Source organism: Novosphingobium naphthalenivorans NBRC 102051 (genome assembly GCF_001590985.1).
Classification (GTDB): domain Bacteria; phylum Pseudomonadota; class Alphaproteobacteria; order Sphingomonadales; family Sphingomonadaceae; genus Novosphingobium; species Novosphingobium naphthalenivorans.
The window spans coordinates 44,104-62,767 of record NZ_BCTX01000026.1 but is presented as its reverse complement, the minus strand read 5'-3'; the positions used below and the strand labels follow the sequence as shown (position 1 = coordinate 62,767).

Genomic DNA, 18,664 nt, shown 5'->3' with positions numbered 1-18,664 from the left:
GATCTGGGCGGAGGGCAACTTGCCTATTGCACGGTCATCAGATCGGAAGAGACCCAGTTCGCCATCCAGTTCGAAACGCCGCTGGTCAGCGACGGTGCCGGCGGCCTGTGCACCCGTCACCGCGTATCCCCTTATGCCCTTGCCGCAGCCGGAATGCCCCTGGCAGCCTTGCCGCCCGGCATATATCCGCTGGCACTGGTTTGCGAATCCCCTGCCAATCCCCCGCGGTTCATGCAGGTAACGACGGCGAGACGGCCTGCGCCGGAAGCGGATAGCCTTGGCCTGCTCAGATGAACTGCCGGCTTGCCGACACAACCGGCGCGGTGCCCCTTCACGAAAAAGCCCCCGCTTCCTCTCGGAAACGGGGGCTTTTTCAATTCCGGTAAACCGGAAGCCGGATCAGGCCGGGTAGGTCCAGGCCGTGCCGCGGTCGAAGTTGTCCGAGGCGAACTTCCAGTTGAGGAGGTTGTCGAGCACCGCCTTCACATAGGCCGGGCGCTTGTTCATCTGGTCGATGTAGTAGGCGTGCTCCCACACGTCGACGGTCAGCAGCGGGTTCACGTCCGAGGTGATCGCAGTGGCGGCGTCGTGGGTCGAGATGACCTTGAGCGTGCCGCCATCGACGACCAGCCAGGCCCAGCCCGAGGCGAAGTGGTTCACCGCTTCGTTGGTCAGCGCTTCGAGCAGCGCGTCCATCGAGCCGAAGTCACGGGTGATGGCAGCGGCCAGGCTTTCGCTCGGCGCGGTCTTTTCCGGGCTCAGCGAGTGCCAGTAGAAACCGTGGTTGTAGACCTGCGCGGCGTTGTTGAAGAGCGGGCCCGAAGCCGACTTGCTGATCTCTTCCACCGACTTGCCGGCGTTCTCGGTGCCTTCGATGGCGGCATTGAGCTTGTCGACGTAGGTCTTGTGGTGAGCGCCATGGTGGATTTCGAGCGTCTTGGCAGAGATGTGCGGCTCGAGAGCATCCTGGGCGTAGGGCAACGGCATCAGGGCAATGGTCATGGCTAGTTTCCTGTTTCGGTTATCGAACGCGTGACGAAAGCGCCGGCGAGAGAAGAGACGGGCCAGCGCCTGAGAGAACTCGGGGGCCTATGTCTGATCTCGCCTGCGACAATTCAAGCGTTCAATCGCGGCATTTTCATTCTCCGGGCGGATTTTCCGGCTGCGGACCGGCATTTGCAGGCAGGGATGACGGGGATCCCGCCATCCCTGCCCGCCGGACCGGCCACACGCTGCCGGGCCGGATCAGCGCACCGAGCCGCGGCGGAACAGGTTCACCAGCGCCAGCAGCAGCACGGAACCGAGGAACGAGGTGAACAGCGACAGGATGTCGAACGAACCGCTGGTGATCGGCGCGCCGCCCAGCAGCGGGTTCACCAGGAATCCGGCGAGTACGGCGCCCGCCACGCCCACCACGATGTTGAGGAAAATCCCCTGCTGCGCATCGGTGCGCATCAGGATCGAAGCCAGCCAGCCGATAATGCCGCCGACGAGCAGGATAAGCAGAAGGGTCATGGTGTCTTCTCCAGAATGTATGTCCGTTGCCTGAAACAACGGCCCGCCGCCGCAGTGGTTCCGAACCGTGCCGCCAGCGGACAACGATTCCCCTGCCGCGCACGGGCCAGGGAAAGCGCGAACACAGGACTGGAGACGCCGAAGCGAGAGCTATCTACCGGATCGCTTGAGAAATGGGAAAAGCCGCCTTGACGCGGTGCCACGCGCGGGCGCAAGGGACAGGGAACATCTGTTCCACTGGACTGGCTTCCGCCATGCTTTCGCAGAAAACCCGTTATGCGATCAGGGCCATGCAGCACCTTGCCGACAAGTACGGCCAGGGTCCGGTCCCGCTGGCGGAAATTGCCGAAGCGCAGAACATCCCGGCCAAGTTCCTCACCGTGATCCTGTCCGAACTCACCCGCTTCGGCGTGGTCGCCTCGCAGCGCGGCAAGGACGGCGGCTACTGGCTGGGCGTCTCGCCGATCGACATCACTTACGGCGACCTGATCCGGGTCATGCGCGGCTCGCTGGCACTGGTCCCCTGCGCCAGCCGCTTCGCGCACGAGACCTGCAAGAACTGCCTTGAGGAAAAGGACTGCCGCACCCGCGCGCTGATGCTGCAGGTCCGCGATGCCACCGCCAGCCTGCTCGATGGTATCCGCCTGTCCGACCCCATCGAACTGGCCCCCACATCACAGGATGAGGATGAGGATGAGGATGAGGATGAGGTTGAAGCCGGGCTGTAAGCCGGAATGGATCCGGCCTCAGGCCAATTGGCGCTCCCGGGAGGCGAAAGCTGCCTTGCCCGCTCTCATGCCTGCCAGCTTCCAGATGATTACAGTTGCAAGGATCGAAACATATCCGTCGATCGCATAATGCCACCCGAGATGCACCGACGCCGCAACGATGAAAACCAGATATGCGAGCATCACATAACCGATACGCCGGTGCATCGCGAAAGCGGCCAGTGCGAACAGGGTGGTGATGGATACGTGCATACTGGGAAATGCCGAAATGCCCATCCCGAAGCCCGGCGTCTTGTCCGTGTAGCCTTCCCAGAGCATTCCGGGCAGCGACGATGTGAAATCACCGGCGCTGGCCTGCCCGAATATGAAATCGCTCAGTTCAGCGAAGCGGGTACTGCCTGTAATGCCATGATAGAACACCGGCCCCGCGGCCATGAACGCCAGCGGCGCGATGTTGCCCAGAAGAACCCAGCAGAGCAGGAAGGCCCAGAGGTACTGGCGGCGGCGCTCCCAATCGGTGACGCATACGAAAAAGGACGATGCCGACATGATGCCACCGGCCACGGGGCCATAGACCCAGCGGATCAGCCCCTCGAACGGCGTCATCCAGCGCAGGTAGGTCCACGGGTCCGCGCCATGAAGAGACCTGTCTATATCGGCCAGCACACGGTCATAGGCGAACGGAGCAATGTGGGGCATCATCGTCTTGACCGACGTGAAGATCCCCAGAAACACGCCCATGGACAGGAACAGGCACACGCCTGCCAGCCGCTGCGGCCAGTTCGCCACATGGCCCAGAAAGGCGCTAGCGAAATCCTCTTTGCCAACCGACCTGGCCGCCCATACCGCCATCATAACGAGGCAGATCGCGCCAAGACTGCCCGTCCATCCGCTCAGATCGACCAGTGGCACAAACCAGCCGGTATCCCCCAACCATAACGCAGCCGCCAGCGCCGCCAGCCCGTAGATCAGAATGGCCGCATAAAACTCTCCGTCGCTTCCCAGAGCTTTCGGCAGACGCTTCATCCTGCAAGCCAGCCGGACGCGCGCTGCAAATCGAACAGATTTGAAGAGAAAACCATTCCACTCAACTGCAATAAAGCCGAACCCGCCACACCAGAGCCGGCGCACGGTACAGAGCGATAGATGCTCTGCAGGAATGCAATATCTTTTAAGATCTCATTGTTCAGAATTAAAATATTGAAATATTTATGGGTGGATCTGTATTTCACAAATACAAGAAGACCAAACGCATAAAAGCCCCCGAAAGCCGGCTTTGAGTTCTTTTCCCACCGGGGCAGCCGCAATGCCATAGGAACGAACGAAAGGCCCTTCTTCTTCAGAAAGCCTGCAGCCCCCGTGACCAATCGGCCCTGACACTGTAGAGGGTCCTCCCCCCAATCAGAAAAACAGAGAGGTTGCCCGCCATGATCACAGCCGTGATCGATGAAACCCATGCCCCTGACCGCACGTCCTGGGTCCCCGGCGCTGACGGACATGCCGATTTCCCGATCCAGAACCTGCCGCTGGGCGTGTTCTCGCGCGAGGGGGAAAGCCCGCGCGGCGGCATCGCGATCGGCGACAGCATTCTCGATCTGGCCGCGCTGACCCGCTCGAGCCTGCTGGAAGGCGAGGCCATGGTTGCCGCCAGTGCCGCCTGCGCGCCCACGCTCAATGCCATGCTCGCACTCGGCGCCGGTCCGCGGCGGGCGCTGCGGCGGCGCGTCTCGGCGCTGCTGTGCACCGGTGCGCCCGAACGCGGGGAGGTCGAGCCACTGCTGGTGCCGATGGCCGGGGCCACGATGCACCTGCCCGCGCATGTCGGCGACTACACCGATTTCTACGTGGGCATTCACCACGCCACCAACATCGGCGCCCTGTTCCGCCCGGACAATCCGCTGCTGCCCAACTACAAGCATGTGCCGATCGGCTACCACGGCCGCGCCTCGACGATCCGGCCGAGCGGCACGCCGGTGATCCGCCCGCAGGGGCAGACCAAGGCCCCCGGCGCCGATGCGCCTTCGTTCGGGCCGATCGCGCGGCTGGACTACGAGCTGGAACTGGGCGTGTGGCTGGCCACTGGCAACGATCTCGGCGCCCCGATCCCGATTTCCGAGGCCACCGATCATGTGGCCGGGCTCACCCTGCTCAACGACTGGTCAGCCCGCGACGTGCAGGCGTGGGAATACCAGCCGCTCGGACCGTTTCTGGCCAAGAACTTCCTCACCACCGTCTCGCCCTGGATCGTGACGATGGAAGCGCTGGCCCCGTTCCGCCGCCCCCAGCCGCCGCGCCCGGAAGACGATCCGCGCCCCCTGCCCTATCTATGGGACGAGGCCGACCAGCGCGAAGGCGCGCTCTCGCTCGATCTGGAAGTGTTCCTGAGCAGTGCCGCCATGCGCGAGCGGCACATCGCCCCGCTGCGGCTGAGCTGCGGCCCGGCGAGCGCGATGTACTGGACGATTGCCCAGATGGTGGCGCACCACGCCTCCAATGGCTGCCAGATGCAGACTGGCGACTTGCTCGGCAGCGGCACGATCTCCGGCCCCGAAGACGGCACGCAGGGCTCGCTGATGGAAATCACCCGCGGCGGCAAGCAGCCGGTGGAACTGCCCAGCGGCGAAACCCGCACCTTCCTGGAAGACGGCGACGAGCTTTCGCTGGCCGGGCATTTCCACGCCGAGGGCGCGGTCTCCATCGGCTTTGGCGCGTGCCGGGGCGTGGTAGCGCCCGCGCGCACCTGAGCAGCCCCGCTCCGGGCCTGCTCAGGGAAACTATCAGGCCGCTTCGGCGGCGGCTCCAGCCTCGGCTTCCGCCGCCGCCGCAAAGCGCCGGGCCAGCACGGCGCAGACCATCAGCTGGATCTGGTGGAAGAACATCAGCGGCAGGATCACCGCACCCACTTGCGCCGGGGCGAACAGCACTCCGGCCAGCGGCACGCCGGTCGCCAGGCTTTTTTTCGAACCGCAGAACAGCAGCACGATGCGATCCTCGCGCGAGAAGCCCATGGCCTTGCCGATCAGCGAAGACGAGACCATCACGACCGCCAGGATCGCCAGCGAAATCACCGCGATCAGCCCGAGTTCGCCCAGCGTGACGCGGCTCCACAGCCCTTCGAGCACGGCGGCGCCGAAAGCGGTATAGACCACCAGCAGGATCGAACCGCGATCGACATAGCCCAGCACTTTCTTGTTCCGGTGCACGAAACCGCCGATCCACGGGCGCAGGAAATGGCCGGCCAGGAACGGCAGCAGCAGCTGCGTGGCGATCGCGATCACCGGATCTGTGGAGAACCCGCCCCCCTGCTTGCCGGTAATCAGTAGCGCGGTCAGCAGCGGCGTCACGAAAATGCCGGCGAGGTTCGAGAACGAGGCGCTGCACACCGCCGCCGCGACATTGCCCCCGGCAATCGCGGTGAATGCGATCGAGGACTGCACGGTGGACGGCAGCAGGGTGAGGAACAGCACGCCCATCGTCAGTGTGGGATCGAGGCCGGGAATCGCCTGCACGCCCAGGCCGAGCAGCGGGAACAGCACGAAGGTGAGCGACATCGTCGTCAGGTGCAGCTTCCATGCCTTGGCACCGCCAATGATGGCCTCGCGCGAAAGTTTCGCGCCATGCAGGAAGAACAGCAGGGCAATGCCGACATCGGCAAGGCCGCCGGCTATGCCGGCCCAGACACCCCGCGCGGGCAGCACCGAGGCCAGGCCCACCGTGCTGACCAGCAGCAGCAGGTAAGGATCGATGTTGAGCCGCGCGAGCAGGCGGTTCGGACTGAAGCCGGTCATGTGAGAAGATACTTTGCCATGGAAGGCCCCTGTTAGCCTGAACCTGCGTTCAGGCAACAGTCCTGTAACGCCCGGAAACTTGATTTCGCCAGTTTCGGGCAAACCACATCAGATATCTGCACGACCTCCGCTCACCCTGAACTTGTCAAAGGGGGGTGGAGCACACGCCGTGCAAGCGCCCTTCGACAGGCTCAGGACAAGCGGGGTTTGAGTGGAACCGAACGAGTTCCAATCAGAGCCATTTGTGATCGCGATACCACTGCGCGGTGGCCTTGAGCCCCTCGCGCGTGGCGATCCGCGGCTGCCAGAGCGATGCCGGCACGCCCGCGTCCGGTGAGACGACCCAGTCGGGATGGCTGAGGTAGCCTGCCCGGTCCATGGTCATCCTGGCCTTGGTTCCCCGGAAAAAGCGATCCACTTTCGCGGCCGTTTCCAGAGACTTGCGCGAAAGGCCGAGCACTTTGGGCCGCCGTCCCATGGCCCAGCCGATCGCGCGGGCCATTTCATAGTGATCCCAGCCCTGCGGCTTGCCGTCATCCGGCTCGAACGTGCGGCCCGAAATCCCCTGTCCGCCGCGGACCAGCGCCACCAGCAGCCGCGCCAGATCCTCGACATGGATCATCGAGGCCCTCCCTTCGGCCGGCGTCGGGATCACGCCCCAGCGGGCAGCGCGGAACAGCTCGAACATTTCCCGGTCACGCGGACCGTAGATCGCCGGCGGGCGCACGATGGTCCAGTCGAGCGGGCTGGCCTTGACCAGCTTTTCCGCCCGCGCCTTGGATGCGCCATAAGTGGAAAGCTCCGGCTCGCGCGCGGAAAGCGAGGACACATGGACGAAACGCGGGATCCCCCCGGCCACGGCAGTCTCGATCAGGTTGAGCGTGCCGGTGACGTTACCCGCCTCGAACCCGGCGGCATCGGGCGCATTGACCACGCCGGCCACGTGGATCGTCGCCTCCGCCCCGCGCGTGAGATCGGACAGCGAGGCGCTGTCGCCCAGCTCGCCGCGCACCCATTGCACGTTCGCCCGCTCCGGCTGCTCGCGCCGGGTCAGCGCCCGCACGCTGTAACCGGCGTTCACCGCTTCATCGAGCACGGCCTGCCCGACAAACCCCGTCGCGCCGGTCAGCGCGATCACCGGCTGGCCCGTCCCGGTCACTTGAGCACCATCTGGTCACGGTGGACCACGGCCGAACGCGGCGCGTAGCCAAGCACTTCGGCCTGCTCGCTGGAATGCAGCCCGGTGATCGCCGCGCATTCGGCCGCGTCGTACTCGGACAGGCCATGCGCCAGCACCTGGCCCTTGCCATCGACGATCGCGACCGGATCGCCGCGCTCGAACACGCCTTCCACTTCGGTGATGCCCTTGGCCAGCAGGCTGGAGCCGCGCTGCAGGGCCGAAGCAGCCCCGGCATCAATGACGAGGCTGCCCTTCAGCCGCAGCCGCCCGCCCAACCAGGCCTTGCGCGCACTCGCCTTGCGGCCCTTGCGCTCCTTGGGCAGGAACAGCGTGCCGATACCCTCCCCGGTGACACGCGCCATCGGCCGCTCATACTGGCCATTGCCGATGACAAGGCAGATGCCTGCCAGCTCGGCGATCCCGGCCGCCTGCAGCTTCGAGATCATGCCGCCCGAGCCCATGCCCGAATTCGAATCCGCGCTGGCCATCGCCTTGACCTCGGCCGTCACCCCTTCGACCACCGGGATCATCTGCGCGCCCGGTTCCTTCGGGTGGCGGTCGTAGAGGCCATCGATGTCGGACAGCAGCAGCACCGCGCTCGCCTGCGCCGCCTGCGCCACGCGCGCGGCGAGCCGGTCGTTGTCGCCGAAACGGATTTCCTGCGTGGCGACCGAATCGTTCTCGTTGATGACCGGCACCGCGCCGGCATCGAGCAGCCGGGTGATCGTGGCGGTGACGTTGAGATAGCGCCGCCGGTCTTCCAGATCCTCCAGCGTGAGCAACATCTGCGCGGCGGTAAGGCCATGGCTGCCGAGCAGTTCCGCCCAGAGCCCGGACAGCGCGATCTGGCCCACGGCGGCGGCCGCCTGCGCGTCGGCCAGCGATCCGCGCCCGCCCTTGTCGAGCCCCAGCGTCGCCGCGCCCAGCGCGATCGCGCCCGAGGAAACGACGATGACCTGCTGCCCGCGCCCGCGCGCCTCGGCGATCTCGGCGACAAGGCCCGTCAGCCAGGCGCGCCGCACGCCCTCCTTGCCCACCAGCAGCGCCGAGCCGACCTTGATTACAAGGAGCGGGCACTGGGCTTTGTCGGCGAGATCGGAGAGAGCAGCGATAGGCATGGGCGGCCAGCCTCTAGGAGAATTCCCGCGCGGGGGGAAGCGGTTCCCTGCGCGGCCAGTCGCGGCGGGGCACCGGGTCGGCGGAGATGGCAGCTTGCCTGAGCGCCGCGCTAATGTTAGGAGATGCTTATGAACGCGAAGACCCGCACCCTCAAGCAACAAATCCGTCGCTTCCCGGCGGTGTCGGTGCGCGCGTTCGTTTCAGGGAGCCGGTAAGCCCGCCCCTTTCGAGCGCAAGCTCATCAACCCCGCCCGATCGGCGGGGTTTTTCATGCCGGTTGGGCTTTTTCATTCAGGACAACAGGCATGACTCTTTCCGACGATTCTTCCATCGAACACCTCGCCCTGCGCTTCATCGACAGAAGCCTGCCCCGGGCAGAATGGACCCACGAAGCCCACTGGGCAGCCGCGCTGTGGCTGGCCCGGCACCGCCCGGAACTGACCGCGCCGGATGCGATGCGCGACCTTATCATGGGCTTCAACGAGGCGACCGGCACGGTGAACTCCGACAGCAGCGGCTATCACCACACCATCACGCTGGCCTCGATGCGGGCGACCGCGCATCACCTCCACGCGCATCCGGCGGACGCACCGCTGCATGACGTGCTGGCGAGCCTGATGGCCTCTCCGCACGGGCATCCCGACTGGCTGCTCGACTGCTGGAGCCGGGAAACGCTGTTCAGCCCCGAAGCCCGGCGCGACTGGGTGGCGCCGGACATTGCCCCGCTGCCGTTCTAGGCCGGCGGAAGCCTCCCACCTGCACTCGCCCCGAGTGTGTCGAGGGACCGCGCATCGCGCCCCGTCGGCAGGCTCGGGGAGAGACCTGCCATTCACCAAGCCGCGAGCATCAAGCAAAACCCGGCAGACGCGATAAGGACGCCGCCCACCCTGGCCGTGCGCATACCATTGGCCTCGCCGGCTCGCAGCCCCTTTAGGCCGATTGCAATGCCGGCACCATGCAGCAGCGCCGTCGCGGTAACGAAACCCAGGACATAGGGCATTGCGGCCGCGCGTTGGGGAATTTCCGTTCCGTGGGCATAGCCATGAAACACCGCGAACAGGCCGACCAGCATCATCGCCGCCGGCACAGTCCAATGCCGGTGCATGACAAGGGCCAGGCCAAAGACGGCCACGGACAGCGCAATTGCGGGTTCCACGAAAGGCAGGGGCAGGCCCGCCACCCCCATGACCCCGCCTGCGACCATGAGAGTCAGAAAGGAAAGCGGCACCGCCCACAGCGCGCGGCCACCCAGACTGGCCGCGAAGAGGCCAACGGCAATCATGGCAAGCAGATGGTCCAGGCCGCTCAGGGGATGCAGAAACCCGCTCGCGAAATGAACATGCGGCCCACTTCCAGCGTGGGCCCATGCGGCTGAGGGCATGAGCAGGAGCCCTGCCGCCAAGCCCAGGCTTTTCATCAACATGGTGCAGACACGGGGCATGATACGCATCTCACTTTCGCTTTCGATGGAGGGACGAAGAGGATCATAGACAAGATCGGCTTCAGATCGAAGTCATGCGTGATCGCTTCCGCTGAATTCCCGCTGCCAACTCCGCCCGGACAGAGGGCAGTGGCCATCCAACGTTCCTGCGAAGGGCGGCTTCCAGGGTTTCAGTTGGATCCACTTGCATTGCGGACATTTCGAAATCCTCCCCCATTGGGGAGGTGGCAGACACGAAGTGGCTGACGGAGGGGGTGCGTTCAAACGCAACGCCAGTGTGTATGCAAGCCCCCTCCACCACCCTGCGGGCGGTTCCCCTCCCCCTATGGGGGAGGATTTCATCAAAGCCCTAACACCCACGCCATGACGAATGACCGCGCTGGCGGCGCCCAGCCCGCGCACTGGCGGCAGCCACGGCCGCCGTCAGATCAAAGCGGCGACCAGGGCTTCTCGTCGGCTTCTTCCTGTTCGCCTTCGGGGCGTTCGGTCACGGTCGCGGCGGGGAGGTATTCGATCACCGCATCGAGCAGCTTCGACATGCCCTTGCCGGTCGCGCCGGAGATCGGGAACACTTCGTCGGCCCCCGCCTTGAGCAGTTCCTTCGCATAGGCCGCCGCCAGCTCGTCGTCGACGAGATCGATCTTGTTGAGCGCGACAAGGCGCGGCTTGTCTTCCAGGCCGCCGCCATAGGCCTCCAGCTCTTCCTCGACAACCTGCATCGCCTCGACCGGATCGGTGCTGGAAATGTCGATGAGGTGGACCAGCACGCGGCAGCGCTCGATGTGGCCGAGGAAGCGGTCGCCGATGCCCGCTCCGTCGGCCGCGCCCTCGATCAGGCCGGGGATGTCGGCCAGCACGAATTCGCGGTTCTTGTGATGCACCACGCCGAGCTGCGGGCGCAGCGTGGTGAAGGCGTAGTCGCCCACCTTGGCCTTGGTGTTCGAGAGCTTGTTGATGAAAGTGGACTTGCCCGCGTTGGGCATCCCGACGAGCCCCACGTCCGCCAGCAGCTTCAGCCGCAGCCAGACCCACATTTCCTCGGCCGGGATGCCCGGCTGGTGCTGGCGCGGGGCGCGGTTGGTGCTGGTCTTGTAACTGGCATTGCCGCGCCCGCCCATGCCGCCTTCGAGCAGGGTCACGCGCTGGCCCGCTTCGGTCAGGTCGGCCAGCACGGTCTCGCCGTCCTCGTCCGAGATGATCTGGGTGCCGACGGGAACCTTGATGACAAGGTCCTTGCCCGCCGCGCCATTGCGGTTCTTGCCCATGCCGTGGCCGCCGCGCGGGGCCTTGAAGTGCTGGGTGTAGCGGAAGTCGATCAGGGTATTGAGCCCCGCCGTCGCCTCGAACACGACATCGCCGCCCTTGCCGCCGTTGCCGCCGTCGGGGCCACCGTACTCGACGTATTTCTCGCGCCGGAAGCTTACCGCGCCCGGCCCGCCCGCGCCTGAGCGGATGTAGATTTTGGCCTGATCGAGAAAATGCATAAAGTCTTATCCGGCGGAATTGCAAACCTGTCGAGTGCGGCGATGCCTGACCGCCGGGTGGGGGGCGTGGGCTGGTGCCGCAAGCGTTTGGCATTCGCCAAAGGCGCACCAATCTAAAACGCGAACGGCCGCAACAATGTGCGGCCGGTCAGCATAACTATCAATACCTGGTGGAGCCGAGGGGGATCGAACCCCTGACCTCGTCATTGCGAACGACGCGCTCTCCCAGCTGAGCTACGGCCCCGTTCCAGTATTGCCCGCGTGTCTCTCGACGCCCGGGAGGCGCCCCCTTAGCGAAGACCTCTCCGCCATGAAAGAGCAAAAATGCGCCGCGCGAAAGATTTCGCGCGGCATCGGCCGGTAACTACTGCGTGAAAGTCTGCGAACCGGCAGCCTGCTGGCTCGCCTGCTGCTCAAAATCCGGGCGCACGGTGATCAGCCCGCTGCTGCCATAGCGGGCCTGCCATGCGGCCAGATCCGCCTTGTACTTCTCGTAACTGTCGAAGAAGGCCTTGAACGGCGCTTCCATCTTGGCGAGGCCAGTGAAGGAATACGTGTTGAACTGGCTGGCATCGACCGTTGCCAGTTCCGTGGTCAGCTCCATCGCCGTCTGGCAGAAGTTGGCCTTGACCGGAGGCAGCGCGAAGAAGTTGTAGACCTGGGTCTGGTACGATTCCCGCGCCACGGTAGCCGCGCGCCCCTTGTGCTGGGTGCGGAAGCTGGCGTCGATTTCCCGGTTCGCGGCGGCGAGCGGCTTGGCATAGACGCCCAGGAAGCGCTTGTAGCCCGCAAGGATCGGCGCATATTCCGGCTCGACGCAATTGAGCGCGGCCACATTGTAGGCCGAGCGCAAGTTCCACACCGCCTGCGAGGTGGAAATCCCGCTGTTGACCGTGTGCCGGCTGCCATCGGCATCCACCGGCGGAACGGGCATATCCAGAGGCGCGCCCATCGGCGGCACCGGCATCGGCGGAATGACCACGACCGGGGGCGGCGGAGGCGGCGGCGGTGCCGGCGTGGGCGCGCAGCCCGAAAGCGCTGCAACCGTCAGAACGATCGCCGAACCCGCCAGAAGCGGGAGCCTGCGACCAAGGCCTTTGAACTTGCGGTAATCCACCCAATCACACTCCATCACGCACCCCGATATCTAGCGATTGTGCGCGTCAAAGAAAATGCCCGGTGCGACGAAACGCACCGGGCATCCCTATCAGTCGAATCCGGACTGTGGATTATCGCGCCAAACGCGCGAACACGGCCCGTTTCTGCTCAGTTGCGGTTACCCAGGAAGCTCAGCAGGAACTGGAACATGTTGATGAAGTCCAGATAGAGGCTGAGCGCACCAAGCACCACGGCCTTGCCGACGAACTCGGTGCCGCGCAGGTGGTAGTACTGGTTCTTGAGCATCTGCGTGTCGTAGGCGGTGAGGCCAGCGAAGATCAGCACGCCCAGAACCGAGATCACCAGCTGCAGCACGGTCGAGCCGACGAACAGGTTGATCAGCATCGCCACCAGAATGCCGACGAGGCCCATAATCAGGAACGTGCCGAAGCCCGACAGATCCTTCTTCGTGGTATAGCCATAGAGGCTCAGGCCCGCGAAAGCCGCGGCCGTGGCGAAGAAAGTCGTCGCGATCGAGCTCGCGGTGAAGACCAGGAAGATCGTCGAGAGCGAGAGGCCCATGACCACGCAGAAGCCCCAGTAGAGCATCTTGAGCGTCGATTCCTGGAAGCGGTTGGCACCGCCGCTGATCGCGAAGACGAAACCGAGCGGAGCCAGCATCACCAGCCAGCGCAACGGCGAGGCGATCATCTGCATGGCCATGCCCGAATTCGCGAAGAGCATCGCCACGACACCCGACAGCAGGACGCCGGAAGCCATGTAATTGTAGATCGACAGCATGTGCCGCCGCAGGCCCATGTCATAGGTGGCCCGGCCAGCCGCACGTCCGTCAAGGCTGGGCGACGCACCGAAGCCCTGACGGGGCTGGGGGTCGTTCCAATTCGCCATTTCAAACTCCCTTTCGCGGGGCGCTTTCGCACAATGCGATCCCCGGACAAGGGCAATATCGGGCCGCAACCCTAAAGATTCAAGAAAAACCGGCTCCGCCCAATTGTGACAAATTGTACAAGGCCTGTTAGATTTGTCCTGCAGGGCCCAGCCCCGAACTCAGCCCCGAGTTCAGACCTTGCGGGCCTCCGCCGCCATTTCGGCATTGCGGTCGCGCGAAGCGGCCATGGCCTCGGCGACGATCCGCGCCAGCGCCTGATCGCGGTCGAGCACGTTCATGCCCGCGCGGGTCGAACCGCCGGGGCTGGCCACCTTGTCGGCCAGCTCGCCGGGCGAGAACGCGGACGAAGCGGCCAGTTGCGCCGATCCTTCCACCATCGCCAGCGCCAGCCGCTGCGACTGCCCTTCGTCAAGCCCCAGCGCCACGGCGCCGGCAGCCAGGGAATCGATGAAACGGTACACGAACGCCGGGCCGCAGCCGGCCAGCGCGGTAACGGCATCGAACAGCGATTCGTCCGCCAGCCATTCCGGCGTGCCGAGATGCGCCATCATCGCCGTGACCGAAGCCCGCCCGACTTCATCCAGCCCGCGCGCATCGAGCGCAATCGGCGACTTGCCGATCGCCGCGGCAAGGTTGGGCATGATCCGCACGACAGCGCCCGCATGGGGGAAGCGCGCTGCGAGACTGTCGAACTCGACGCCGGCCAGGATCGAGAACAGCACGGTTTCGCGCCCGACCAGCGCGGACACCGCCGGGGCGACATCGTCCAGCCCTTGCGGCTTGACCCCCAGCATGACGGCATCGAAGCGGCCATCGGGCAAGTCGCGACGCAGGGTCACGCCCTCGGGAACCTCGCTGCGATGCGGATCGACGACGGTGAAGCGCGAGGCGGGAATACCGCCCGCCAGCCAGCCGGTAAGCATGGCGCCGGCCATATTGCCGCAGCCGACGAGGAGAATGTTCTGAAAGCGGTCCATGCGCGCCCGCTTAGGCGAGCGCGCGCGTGCTGCCAAGGGGCCCTCTGGACCGGGGACGCGTCAGGCTTCCCCGGCCGCGTCCACCAGCGCCGCGGCCAGAGCCTCGGCCGGAGTCTTGTCGCCCCAGAGGATGAACTGGAACACCGGATAGAAGCGGTCGCACTCCTCGATTGCGGCTTCCACCACCATCTGCGCCTGCCCAGGGCCGAGCAGCCCGTCCTCGCCGAGCATCAGCCCGTGGCGGTAAAGCACCACGCCGTTGTTCGACCAGACATCGAAGTGCCCCAGCCACACCTGCTCGTTGATCATCGCCAGCGCTTCATACATCGCCGCGCGCTTGCCATCGGCAATGCGGATATCGGGCAGGCACAGCAGTTGCAGCACCCGGTCTTCCGCGCGCCAGACCGCCTGGAACTGATAGGTCGCCCAGGCCCCCTTCACTTCCGCCGAGATTTCATCCTCGCTGGAATATTCGAAGGGCCAGTCGCGCGCTTCGAACAGCGACGCGAGCATCTCCACCGGAGCCGCCTCATCGTCGCGATCGATATCGTCCTGAACCGTCCTCATAAATACCGACACAAACCCTCCGCGTTACAAGCGCATGGATGCTTTGCATGGGCGGTGGAGCACAATGCGGCAGACGCGATCGGCTGCGTAAAACTGCACAAGTCTGTTTACAGCGTGTGGATAAGACTAACCACGGATTAACAGCGGTTCCGGATCTCGACGGAAAATTGCCTTCTGCCGGAGCCGCCGGAATCAGTTGACCGGCAGCACGTCGACCACTTGCCCCGCCGGGCTGGTCCACGGCAGCACGCCCTCGAACCCGGCCTTCTTGAGATCGGCGATGAATTCGTTGGCGGCCTTCTGCGTCTCGAATGGCCCGGCCAGAATCCGGTTCGTGCGACCCATCTCGCTGACATAGGCCTTGCGCCCCTTGAACAGCGCGGGCTCCTGCTTCGCATAACGCCGCCAGTCGAAGGCGATCGCCTTCTTGTCGCGCCCGACGCCGATCTGCACCCAGATGCGGCTGGGATGCGCGGGCGGTGCCGGTTTCTTCGGCTTCGGCTTTTCCTCGACCTTGGGCTCAGGCTTCGGTTCGGGCCGGGCCGGTTCGATCTTGCGGATATCCACCGCGCCGGAGGTGGGGCCCGCCTGCATCCCCGGCTTGCCCAGATCGGCAAAAGCCGCGGCCAGCGACGGGAGCGGCGCCGGTTCGGCCGGCTTTGGCGCAGGCGTCGGCGCTGCAGGTGCAGGTGCAGCGGGCGCTGCCGGCGTCCGGGTGGCAGGCAGGCCAGCCAGATCGAAGCCCGGCGCAGGCGTCTTGGCAACCGTGCTCGTGGCCGTGTTCGTGGCCGTTCGCGGGGGCTGCGCCGGAGTCGGATTGCGGGCCGGAAGTGCAGCGGGAGCCGCAGACGATACCTTGCGTTCCGGCGGCGGTGCCGCAGCCGCGACGGGCATCGGCCTGCGCTCGGCCAGTGGCGGCAGCTCCCCGGTGCTTTCGATCGCGGGCTTCGGCTCGGGCGGCGGCGTCCGGTCGGGATCGGCCGCTGCGATAGCGGTTTTCACCGGCTTGCGGCGCTCCGCTCCAGCCTCTGCCTTGGCGGACCGGGTCTTGCCTGATGTACTCTTGACCGTCTTCGCGCTCTTGCGCCCGCGGTCGAGCGGCTCGCCCTTGGGCACGAGGGCGGAATCCGCCGAGGCCACGCGCGGCGGCGCATAAGCGGCAATGCGCGGATCGTCCTGACCGATTTCGGACGCGCGGGGAAAGCGGCCGAGATTGGCGGCAGCGGCCTGCTGCGCGCGGGTCAGGCGCGGCATGTAACGCATGTAGGGCGCCACGCTCTCCGCCAGCTTCGGTGGCAGGATGGTCTCGGTAATGTCCACGGCCTGCTTGGTGTCGCCGGCAATCGCCAGGGTAAAGGCGCGCGCGCGCCAGCCCGGCTTGTCCTGCTTGCGCAGCAGCGGCATCAGCGTCGCCTCGGCGGTTTTCTGATCGCCGCCGATCGCCTGGCTGATCGCAAGGCGCATCCGCACCTCGTCACTGCCGTTCGCCTGCATGGCCATCGCGTAGTAGCGCTGCGCGGTCGCGTTGTCGCCGACGAGATCGTAGGCCAGGCCGCGATCGTCCGCGATCTCCGCCGGCGAGGCCCCGGCCTTTTCCGCCTCCGCGAAGTAGGGAAGCGCCTTCACCGGATCGCCGCTCAAGACGTAAGTCCGCGCCAGCCCCGCCTTTACGCGGGCACTGTTCGGCGTAATCTCGTCCGCGCGGCGGTAGAAACCGGCCGCCGCATCCAGATCGCCCAGACTGCGCGCGGCATCGCCGGCATCGACAAGAGCTGCGGGATCCCGCGAATTGCGGCCCAGCCGGGTCAGCGCGTCACTGAGCCGCTCCGTATTCGGATTGGGAAGCGCCTGCACCACCGGCTGCGAAACCACGGGCGCGCTCTGCGCGAGCGCCCCGGCAGACCAGATGGCAGACGCGCCAACAGCCGCGCCCGCCAGTAACCGCAAAACAACTTCCACCCGCAAGATCCGAGACACCCTTGCCAGACAACAGCCGAAGCCCGGCTGCAAGCGCTCTATGCGAACCGCCCGATGAACCCCGGACGAACACGGCGGATGCGGGGAAACGGCCCGTCTCCCCTTTCGCGCGATCCGCCGCGCGGCCGTTCAGCCGCTTACTGGTTGTTCTGCCTGCCGAGGAAGCGCGGGATGCTGATCGAACCGCTGTCGTCCTGCTCCTCCTCGGGCGCCTGCTCGCTGGCAGTCGCACGGGGACGGGAAAGACTGGTCATGCGCTCGAACAGCGTGCTTCCGCCAGCGGCCGGGCGCGGACGCTGCGACAGATCTTCGGACTGCGGGCTGGCGGGAACGGCCTGCCCGCCGTCGAGCAGCAATTCGTCCTGACGGCCCGGAGGCGGAGCGAAAGGCGGCGGCGGAGCTTCTTCCGCGGCTCCGAGGTCAAGCGGCTGGCTGCGCGATCCGCCCATCCCCGAAAGGCTGGCGTAGTTGCCAGAAGCGGTATCATCCCCGTCCTCGCCGCCTTCGATCTCTTCGCTGGCGCCGAGTTCGAGTTCAGCCGAAGGTTCGTAAGCCTCCGGCACGAAAGCGGCAGCCGGCGCCGGCTCGGGCGCGCTGTAAGGCGCGGGCTGCGGAGCCGGGGGCGGCGTTTCGGCGACAGGCTGCGGCGCGGGCGCCTGCTGCATTGCCGCCTGCACGGGCGGACGCACCGGACCGCGCGAGGCACCGAGGTTGAGCGGGCGCGAAGCCTCTTCCGCCATCTCGGCGGTCTGCTCGATACCAGTGGCGACCACGGAGACGCGGATTTTGCCCTGCAGGTCCGGATTGAAAGCCGAACCCCAGATGATGTTGGCGTCATTGTCGACCAGCTCGCGAATGTGGTTCGCGGCTTCGTCCACTTCGAGCAGCTTCATGTCGTCGCCGCCGATGATCGAGATGATCACGCCCTTGGCGCCCTGCATCGACACGCCGTCGAGCAGCGGGTTGGCAATGGCGCGTTCGGCCGCTTCCAGCGCGCGGTTCGGACCTTCGCCCTCACCCGTGCCCATCATCGCCTTGCCCATCTCGCCCATGACCGAGCGCACGTCGGCAAAGTCGAGGTTGATGAGGCCCGGCATGACCATGAGGTCGGTGATCGAGCGAACGCCCTGCTGCAACACTTCGTCCGCGAGCTGGAAAGCCTCCTTGAAGGTGGTCTCCGCCTTGGCGACAAGGAACAGGTTCTGGTTCGGAATGACGATCAGCGTATCGACGTGCTTCTGCAGCTCTTCGATACCCGAATCCGCCGAACGCATACGGCGCGTGCCTTCGAACAGGAACGGCTTGGTCACGACACCGACCGTCAGCACGCCCTTTTCACGCGCGGCCTGCGCAATGATCGGCGCGGCGCCGGTGCCGGTGCCGCCGCCCATGCCGGCCGCGATGAAGACCATGTGCACGCCGTCCAGCAGGCGGTCGATCTCTTCCAGTGTCTCTTCAGCGGCAGCGCGGCCGACTTCGGGCCGCGAACCGGCGCCGAGACCCTGGGTGATATCCGGCCCGAGCTGCACGCGGGTTTCGGCGATGGAATTGTTCAGCGCCTGCGCGTCGGTATTGGCGACGACGAAATCGACGCCTTCGATCTGCGCTTCGATCATGTTGGCGATCGCGTTGCCGCCAGCACCACCCACACCGATCACGACAATCCGGGGGCGAAGTTCGTCGATCGCCGGCGGTCCGATATTAATGCTCATCCTGCTCTCCTGGCACTCGCGCGCGGGAAGAAAATACTTTGACTAGTCTGATTGCACGCTTCGACTCTTCGAAGCAAAGCATGGTAAACCTTTGTCCACAGCGAAACCGCCAGTTCAGGGCATTTTCCGCCGCCCGGCCTACCCCGTGCACGGCTGATCCTTCCGCCC

18 protein-coding genes, 1 tRNA gene and 1 pseudogene are annotated in these 18,664 nt (G+C 65.6%); 4 read left to right on the top strand and 16 right to left on the bottom strand.

Annotated elements, in window-relative coordinates; all coding sequences use genetic code 11:
* Nucleotides 1–294, top strand: a pseudogene (locus tag NN5_RS26300) (hypothetical protein); the annotation flags it as partial.
* A 105-nt stretch (nt 295–399) separates the two neighbouring features.
* Here NN5_RS26300 and NN5_RS10570 read toward each other — a convergent pair.
* Nucleotides 400–1,002 (bottom strand): superoxide dismutase, encoded by a 603-nt coding sequence (locus NN5_RS10570; protein ID WP_067734167.1) that lies wholly within the window; start codon nt 1,000–1,002, stop codon nt 400–402.
* A 243-nt stretch (nt 1,003–1,245) separates the two neighbouring features.
* Nucleotides 1,246–1,515 carry a GlsB/YeaQ/YmgE family stress response membrane protein gene (locus tag NN5_RS10565; protein ID WP_067734166.1) on the bottom strand — a complete coding sequence of 90 codons (270 nt, stop codon included), beginning with the start codon at nt 1,513–1,515 and terminating at the stop codon, nt 1,246–1,248.
* A 254-nt stretch (nt 1,516–1,769) separates the two neighbouring features.
* Here NN5_RS10565 and NN5_RS10560 point away from each other — a divergent pair, with 254 nt between their 5' ends.
* Nucleotides 1,770–2,243, top strand: a complete 474-nt coding sequence (locus NN5_RS10560) for an RrF2 family transcriptional regulator (protein ID WP_067734165.1) — start codon at nt 1,770–1,772, stop codon at nt 2,241–2,243.
* An 18-nt stretch (nt 2,244–2,261) separates the two neighbouring features.
* Here NN5_RS10560 and NN5_RS10555 read toward each other — a convergent pair whose 3' ends face one another.
* Both NN5_RS10555 and NN5_RS25780 read right to left on the bottom strand, forming a co-directional pair.
* A complete protein-coding gene (locus tag NN5_RS10555) occupies nt 2,262–3,374 on the bottom strand; it encodes a phosphatase PAP2 family protein (protein WP_157081089.1) in 1,113 nt (370 codons plus the stop codon).
* The gene (locus NN5_RS25780) at nt 3,266–3,700 is read right to left on the bottom strand and encodes a hypothetical protein (protein WP_157081088.1); all 435 of its coding nucleotides are present in this window, start codon (nt 3,698–3,700) and stop codon (nt 3,266–3,268) included. Before NN5_RS25780 ends, NN5_RS10555 begins: the two co-directional genes overlap by 109 nt.
* On the opposite strand from NN5_RS25780, the gene fahA reads away from it, so the two are divergent.
* Nucleotides 3,683–4,987, top strand: a complete 1,305-nt coding sequence (gene fahA, locus NN5_RS10550) for a fumarylacetoacetase (RefSeq protein WP_245656401.1) — start codon at nt 3,683–3,685, stop codon at nt 4,985–4,987. The two genes, NN5_RS25780 and fahA, sit on opposite strands and share 18 nt — an antisense overlap.
* A gap of 33 nt (nt 4,988–5,020) precedes the next feature.
* Here the strand turns inward: fahA and NN5_RS10545 are convergent, their stop codons facing one another.
* From NN5_RS10545 to proB, 3 genes are all read right to left on the bottom strand, one after another.
* Complete coding sequence (locus NN5_RS10545) at nt 5,021–6,031, bottom strand: bile acid:sodium symporter family protein (RefSeq protein ID WP_157081087.1); 1,011 nt, start codon at nt 6,029–6,031, stop codon at nt 5,021–5,023.
* Between the two features lie 232 nt (nt 6,032–6,263).
* Nucleotides 6,264–7,190, bottom strand: a complete 927-nt coding sequence (locus tag NN5_RS10540) for an NAD-dependent epimerase/dehydratase family protein (RefSeq protein WP_067734162.1) — start codon at nt 7,188–7,190, stop codon at nt 6,264–6,266.
* Complete coding sequence (gene proB / locus NN5_RS10535) at nt 7,187–8,329, bottom strand: glutamate 5-kinase (protein ID WP_067734161.1); 1,143 nt, start codon at nt 8,327–8,329, stop codon at nt 7,187–7,189. Before proB ends, NN5_RS10540 begins: the two co-directional genes overlap by 4 nt.
* A gap of 306 nt (nt 8,330–8,635) precedes the next feature.
* On the opposite strand from proB, the gene NN5_RS10530 reads away from it, so the two are divergent.
* A complete protein-coding gene (locus tag NN5_RS10530) occupies nt 8,636–9,067 on the top strand; it encodes a hypothetical protein (protein ID WP_067734160.1) in 432 nt (143 codons plus the stop codon).
* Nucleotides 9,068–9,159: 92 nt separating this feature from the next.
* Here NN5_RS10530 and NN5_RS10525 read toward each other — a convergent pair whose 3' ends face one another.
* The 9 genes from NN5_RS10525 to ftsZ form a co-directional block, all read right to left on the bottom strand.
* Nucleotides 9,160–9,711, bottom strand: a complete 552-nt coding sequence (locus NN5_RS10525) for a HupE/UreJ family protein (protein WP_084384872.1) — start codon at nt 9,709–9,711, stop codon at nt 9,160–9,162.
* 488 nt (nt 9,712–10,199) lie between these two features.
* On the bottom strand, nt 10,200–11,255 hold the full coding sequence (gene obgE, locus NN5_RS10520) for a GTPase ObgE (protein ID WP_067734159.1): 1,056 nt from the start codon (nt 11,253–11,255) through the stop codon (nt 10,200–10,202).
* A gap of 168 nt (nt 11,256–11,423) precedes the next feature.
* Nucleotides 11,424–11,499 (bottom strand) — tRNA-Ala (locus NN5_RS10515).
* A 120-nt stretch (nt 11,500–11,619) separates the two neighbouring features.
* The gene (locus NN5_RS10510) at nt 11,620–12,372 is read right to left on the bottom strand and encodes a hypothetical protein (RefSeq protein WP_245656399.1); all 753 of its coding nucleotides are present in this window, start codon (nt 12,370–12,372) and stop codon (nt 11,620–11,622) included.
* Between the two features lie 149 nt (nt 12,373–12,521).
* Entirely contained in the window at nt 12,522–13,262 is a 741-nt protein-coding gene (locus NN5_RS10505; protein WP_067734157.1) for a Bax inhibitor-1/YccA family protein, read from the bottom strand.
* A gap of 171 nt (nt 13,263–13,433) precedes the next feature.
* On the bottom strand, nt 13,434–14,240 hold the full coding sequence (locus tag NN5_RS10500; RefSeq protein ID WP_067734156.1) for a pyrroline-5-carboxylate reductase family protein: 807 nt from the start codon (nt 14,238–14,240) through the stop codon (nt 13,434–13,436).
* A 60-nt stretch (nt 14,241–14,300) separates the two neighbouring features.
* On the bottom strand, nt 14,301–14,807 hold the full coding sequence (locus NN5_RS10495; protein ID WP_067734155.1) for a type III secretion system chaperone family protein: 507 nt from the start codon (nt 14,805–14,807) through the stop codon (nt 14,301–14,303).
* A gap of 192 nt (nt 14,808–14,999) precedes the next feature.
* Nucleotides 15,000–16,766, bottom strand: a complete 1,767-nt coding sequence (locus NN5_RS10490) for an SPOR domain-containing protein (protein WP_245656398.1) — start codon at nt 16,764–16,766, stop codon at nt 15,000–15,002.
* Between the two features lie 155 nt (nt 16,767–16,921).
* Nucleotides 16,922–18,496, bottom strand: coding sequence for a cell division protein FtsZ (gene ftsZ / locus NN5_RS10485; RefSeq protein WP_067734153.1), 1,575 nt, complete (start codon nt 18,494–18,496; stop codon nt 16,922–16,924).
* Nucleotides 18,497–18,664 lie beyond the last annotated feature (168 nt).

Coding starts and splice junctions, on each gene's coding strand:
- obgE (WP_067734159.1), bottom strand. CDS start 11,255: ATGCATTTTCTCGATCAGGCCAAAATCTACATCCGCTCAGGCGCGGGC.
- NN5_RS25780 (WP_157081088.1), bottom strand. CDS start 3,700: ATGGGTTTCATCGATCACGGCTGTGATCATGGCGGGCAACCTCTCTGT.
- NN5_RS10530 (WP_067734160.1), top strand. CDS start 8,636: ATGACTCTTTCCGACGATTCTTCCATCGAACACCTCGCCCTGCGCTTC.
- NN5_RS10560 (WP_067734165.1), top strand. CDS start 1,770: ATGCTTTCGCAGAAAACCCGTTATGCGATCAGGGCCATGCAGCACCTT.
- NN5_RS10505 (WP_067734157.1), bottom strand. CDS start 13,262: ATGGCGAATTGGAACGACCCCCAGCCCCGTCAGGGCTTCGGTGCGTCG.
- NN5_RS10495 (WP_067734155.1), bottom strand. CDS start 14,807: ATGAGGACGGTTCAGGACGATATCGATCGCGACGATGAGGCGGCTCCG.
- NN5_RS10545 (WP_157081087.1), bottom strand. CDS start 6,031: ATGACCGGCTTCAGTCCGAACCGCCTGCTCGCGCGGCTCAACATCGAT.
- NN5_RS10570 (WP_067734167.1), bottom strand. CDS start 1,002: ATGACCATTGCCCTGATGCCGTTGCCCTACGCCCAGGATGCTCTCGAG.
- NN5_RS10525 (WP_084384872.1), bottom strand. CDS start 9,711: ATGCCCTCAGCCGCATGGGCCCACGCTGGAAGTGGGCCGCATGTTCAT.
- NN5_RS10500 (WP_067734156.1), bottom strand. CDS start 14,240: ATGGACCGCTTTCAGAACATTCTCCTCGTCGGCTGCGGCAATATGGCC.
- ftsZ (WP_067734153.1), bottom strand. CDS start 18,496: ATGAGCATTAATATCGGACCGCCGGCGATCGACGAACTTCGCCCCCGG.
- proB (WP_067734161.1), bottom strand. CDS start 8,329: ATGCCTATCGCTGCTCTCTCCGATCTCGCCGACAAAGCCCAGTGCCCG.
- NN5_RS10565 (WP_067734166.1), bottom strand. CDS start 1,515: ATGACCCTTCTGCTTATCCTGCTCGTCGGCGGCATTATCGGCTGGCTG.